Source organism: Candidatus Propionivibrio aalborgensis, from assembly GCF_900089945.1.
Taxonomy (GTDB): domain Bacteria; phylum Pseudomonadota; class Gammaproteobacteria; order Burkholderiales; family Rhodocyclaceae; genus Propionivibrio; species Propionivibrio aalborgensis.
Genome location: NZ_FLQY01000166.1, coordinates 1 through 4,003 on the forward strand (window position 1 = coordinate 1; position 4,003 = coordinate 4,003).

At 56.8% G+C, this 4,003-nt stretch carries 5 protein-coding genes; 2 read left to right on the forward strand and 3 right to left on the reverse strand.

Features of this window, described 5'->3' with window-relative positions; all coding sequences use genetic code 11:
• From lpxK to PROAA_RS09035, 3 genes are all read right to left on the reverse strand, one after another.
• Nucleotides 1-465: tetraacyldisaccharide 4'-kinase (lpxK, locus tag PROAA_RS09025; RefSeq protein WP_245664223.1), on the reverse strand; the 465-nt coding region annotated here is incomplete at its 3' end.
• A 10-nt stretch (nucleotides 466-475) separates the two neighbouring features.
• Nucleotides 476-892, reverse strand: a complete 417-nt coding sequence (locus PROAA_RS09030; protein WP_186411030.1) for an ExbD/TolR family protein — start codon at nucleotides 890-892, stop codon at nucleotides 476-478.
• A 10-nt stretch (nucleotides 893-902) separates the two neighbouring features.
• A complete protein-coding gene (locus PROAA_RS09035; protein ID WP_186411031.1) occupies nucleotides 903-1,511 on the reverse strand; it encodes a MotA/TolQ/ExbB proton channel family protein in 609 nt (202 codons plus the stop codon).
• A 316-nt stretch (nucleotides 1,512-1,827) separates the two neighbouring features.
• On the opposite strand from PROAA_RS09035, the gene xseA reads away from it, so the two are divergent.
• Both xseA and PROAA_RS09045 read left to right on the forward strand, forming a co-directional pair.
• Nucleotides 1,828-3,222 (forward strand): exodeoxyribonuclease VII large subunit, encoded by a 1,395-nt coding sequence (xseA, locus tag PROAA_RS09040; protein ID WP_186411032.1) that lies wholly within the window; start codon nucleotides 1,828-1,830, stop codon nucleotides 3,220-3,222.
• A gap of 30 nt (nucleotides 3,223-3,252) precedes the next feature.
• Complete coding sequence (locus PROAA_RS09045; protein ID WP_186411033.1) at nucleotides 3,253-3,840, forward strand: superoxide dismutase; 588 nt, start codon at nucleotides 3,253-3,255, stop codon at nucleotides 3,838-3,840.
• The last annotated feature ends 163 nt before the right edge of the window (nucleotides 3,841-4,003 follow it).

A 4,003-nucleotide genomic window follows, 5' to 3' on the forward strand; every position in this document is an offset into this window, starting at 1 on the left:
CAGCAAAGCCTGACCCGCAGCCACGCGATCGCGACCGACAAAAACCGGCACATTGACGCGCCGAGCCAGCAACAGCGGCTCATCCCCTACGACTGAAGCGTCGGAATCAGCAGCAACCGCCTGCACTCCATCAACCGCACCACCATAGCCGCGGCTGATAATCCCCGGTCGCCAGCCCAACTCGCTCAAGCGCTCAACCAGCCAGATCGCAAGCGGCGTCTTGCCGCTACCACCGACGGTCAGGTTGCCTATCACGATGACCGGTACCGATAGACGATACGAACGCAATACTCCACAGCGATACAAGGTATATCGTGCCCAGACGATCAGCCGAAACAGCCATGAAAAAGGGAGCAGGGGAAGGAGCGCAACAGCCAGTTGCCGCCGGTACCACAAGCGGGGCAAGCGCTGTGCGATACGGCAATGCCCCATCAACAAGTCGTCAAGGAGTTGTCCACGAACCAACGATGCGCCATCAGCGCGGCGATTGGGTTGCGAAAGATATATGTGGATAACCGGCAGTCTGCGCCGCCTGCATGATATCGACCACGCTCTGATGCGTCGCCTTGGCATCGGCATTGATGACAATCACCGGATCCTTGGAATCACCCGCAGCGCGGCGCAAGGCTTCGCTGATTGCGTTTACGTCGGTTGCAGCCAACGGCGACTTATTGACCAGCACCTGTCCCGAGGCGGTTACGGCTACGCTGACTTCATTGGGTTGCTCGGGCTGTTTGCTGGCGTCGGCCGTCGGCAGATTGATTTCCAGCCCCGAGAACTTGGCGTAGGTAGTCGTGAGCATCAGAAAAATAATGATCACCAGCAGCACGTCGATCAGCGGAATCAGGTTGATCTCAGGTACGTCATGGCCACGGCCACGCTGGAAATTCATTCCTTGCTCCTTAAAGCTTTCGCTCGTTGTGCAGAACCTCGACCAAACGCAAGGCTTGCTGCTGCATTTCGATTACGAAGCCATTGACCAGAGCGCGAAAGTGGCGCCAGAAAATCATTCCCGGTATGGCGATAACCAAACCAAAACCCGTGTTGTAAAGCGCCACCGATATACCGTGAGCAAGTTGCATCGGATTTGATCCCGTCGGTGACTGCGAACCGAAAATCTCGATCATGCCGACCACGGTGCCGAACAAACCCATTAGGGGGCTGATCGATGCGATGGTGCCCAGCGTCGTCAGGTAGCGCTCAAGTTCATGAGCCACAACTCCGCCGGTTTCTTCGATTGCATCGCGCATGACCTCGCGCGAACTCCCGACATTGCGCAATCCGGCGGCGAGTACGCGACCAAGCGGTGATTGCGCTTCAAGGTTGGCCAACATGACATCACTGACGCCATTCTTGCGGTACTCGGCGACCACGCGTTGCAACAAGCCAACAGGAAGCACCTTTACCCGACGCAACGCAACCATGCGTTCGATGATCAGGGCGACGGCAATGATTGACGCCAACAACAAGGGCCAGATGGGCCAGCCGGCAGCCAGAATGATTGAGAACACGCTTTCCCCTCAAAGATCTTTTCAGCCGGAGACTTTAGCCTGAGCCGACGCCAGCGGCAAGCCCTGCGCCCAAAGTAATGTCAGAATTCTTATTCGACCAATCTGTGGACAACGCTGTGGATAAAACCCGCTCGTGAACGCTAAGTGCCCTTGGCAAAAGGACTTTTCCAACTTTGCCGGAAATATCAACCGATCCTAATTATATTTACAATCAATCACTTAACAAAATCCTCTGACGCCACAACGGTTTCAGCCGAACTTTGCCCTGAAACACCCGCAGGGTGTGCATGAACCAACACGGATGTAGAATTGGCGCATGCCAGAAAGCACAAACTCAGCTGTGGGCCTTGCCGCGGCAACACCCGTCATTCCGGTTTCAATGCTCAACCGGCTTGCGCGTGAGCGACTGGAATCAGCCTTCCCGCTCTGCTGGGTCGCCGGCGAAGTATCCAACCTGACTGCCGCAGCCTCCGGACACGTCTATTTTTCATTGAAGGATTCGGCAGCACAGGTACGTTGCGTCATGTTCCGCAACCGCGCCCAGCTTCTTGGCTGGCGGCTGGAGAACGGCCAGCACATCGAAGTGCGGGTTCTGGTAACGCTGTACGAGGCACGGGGGGACTTCCAGCTCAACATCGAAGCGGCGCGCAAGGCAGGCCTTGGCAATCTGTACGAACAGTTCGTCCGCCTCAAGCAAAAGCTTGAAAGCGAAGGACTTTTTGCTGTCGAATGCAAGCGCAGGCTGCCCGCCTTTCCGCGCCGCATCGGCATCGTCACCTCACTCCAGGCAGCCGCGCTCAGAGACGTTCTCAGCACGCTCGCGCGTCGCGCATCACACATCGGTCTTGTGCTGTACCCTACGCCGGTTCAAGGTGAAGGCGCCGCCGCACAAATCGCCGCCGCCATTCGCCGCGCAGGCGAACGCGGTGAGTGCGACGTGCTCATCCTCTGCAGGGGAGGAGGCTGCCTCGAAGATCTGTGGGCATTCAATGACGAAGCGCTGGCTCGCACCATCCGCTCATGCCCAATCCCGGTAATCTGCGGGGTCGGTCATGAGACCGACTTCACTTTGGCTGATTTCGCCGCCGATCGGCGCGCGCCCACCCCAACAGCAGCGGCTGAGCTTGCTGCACCGGAACGAACTGCACTGCTGTCGCAGCTTGCGGAGTACCGGAATGCGCTACGCCGCCAGATCCGACAAGACCAGAACCAACGCAGTCAGCATCTCGATTGGCTGGCGCATCGACTGCAGGATCCCGCACAACGTCTGGCACAACAAAGGGACAACCTTCTTAACATTCAGCGGCGCCTTGACAATAGCCTCCTGCAAACCAGCACACGCTGCCGCACCAGGCTCACCGGCCTGAACCACCGTCTATTCCTGGCCAGGCCGGATACCAGCCGGCTCGCTCGTCGACTTGAGGCGCTGATGCCCAGACTGCACGGTCAATGGCGGACAAGCCTGCACGCCAAGTCAACCGACCTCGCCCGCCTTGCTGCCAGCTTGACCCTTCTCAATCCAGACGCCATACTGGCCCGCGGTTACAGCATCGTCACCGACAAAGCAGGGAGTATCCTGCGAGACAGTCGAAATCTGGAACCAAACGACCATATCGTTGTCAGCTTCCGCAGTGGTCGGGTAGAGGCAACGGTTACTTCGGTGGCCGTTGAAGCGCTTCAACCGAACGCGCAAAACCGCCCGACCCGCTGACACCCCCGTAAAGAAAGCCAAGGAGAAATGATGGAACATCAACTGCCGCAACTGCCTTTCGCGATGGACGCACTGGCACCCCACATGTCGAAAGAAACCTTCGAGTACCACTATGCCAAACATCATCAGGCCTACGTCACCAACCTGAACAACCTGATCAAGGGCTCCGAATACGAAAACCTCGACCTTGAAGCCATCGTCAAGAAGGCACCGGCCGGCGGCGTCTACAACAACTCCGCTCAAGTATGGAACCACACCTTCTTCTGGAACTGCCTCAAACCCAACGGCGGAGGTGCACCCTCGGGCGCTTTGGCGACGGCGATCAACGCCAAGTGGGGCTCCTTTGATGAATTCAAGAAAGCCTTTCAAACTTCAGCCGTCGGCAACTTCGGTTCCGGCTGGACCTGGCTGGTAAAGAAGGCAGACGGTACTGTCGATGTAGTCAACATGGGCGCCGCCGGCACCCCACTGACTACCGGCGACAAGGCACTGCTGTGCATCGACGTGTGGGAACATGCCTACTACATCGACTACAGGAATATGCGTCCGAAATTCGTTGAGACCTTCCTCAACAGCCTGGCCAACTGGGGCTTCGCCGAGAAAAACTTTGCTGGATAATTGCCTGTTTATTTCAGGATAAAAAACTCGTAAATCGAATAAAAAATTCGTAAATTTTGGCAGCACCACGAATAAAAAATTCGTAAAAGCGTTTGTGAAAAGAGGGAGCAATTAGCTCCCTCTTTTTATTGCACTATCGCTTAAAAGCTTCCGGTCTTCGGCC

Coding starts and splice junctions, on each gene's coding strand:
- xseA (WP_186411032.1), top strand. CDS start 1,828: ATGCCAGAAAGCACAAACTCAGCTGTGGGCCTTGCCGCGGCAACACCC.
- PROAA_RS09045 (WP_186411033.1), top strand. CDS start 3,253: ATGGAACATCAACTGCCGCAACTGCCTTTCGCGATGGACGCACTGGCA.
- PROAA_RS09030 (WP_186411030.1), bottom strand. CDS start 892: ATGAATTTCCAGCGTGGCCGTGGCCATGACGTACCTGAGATCAACCTG.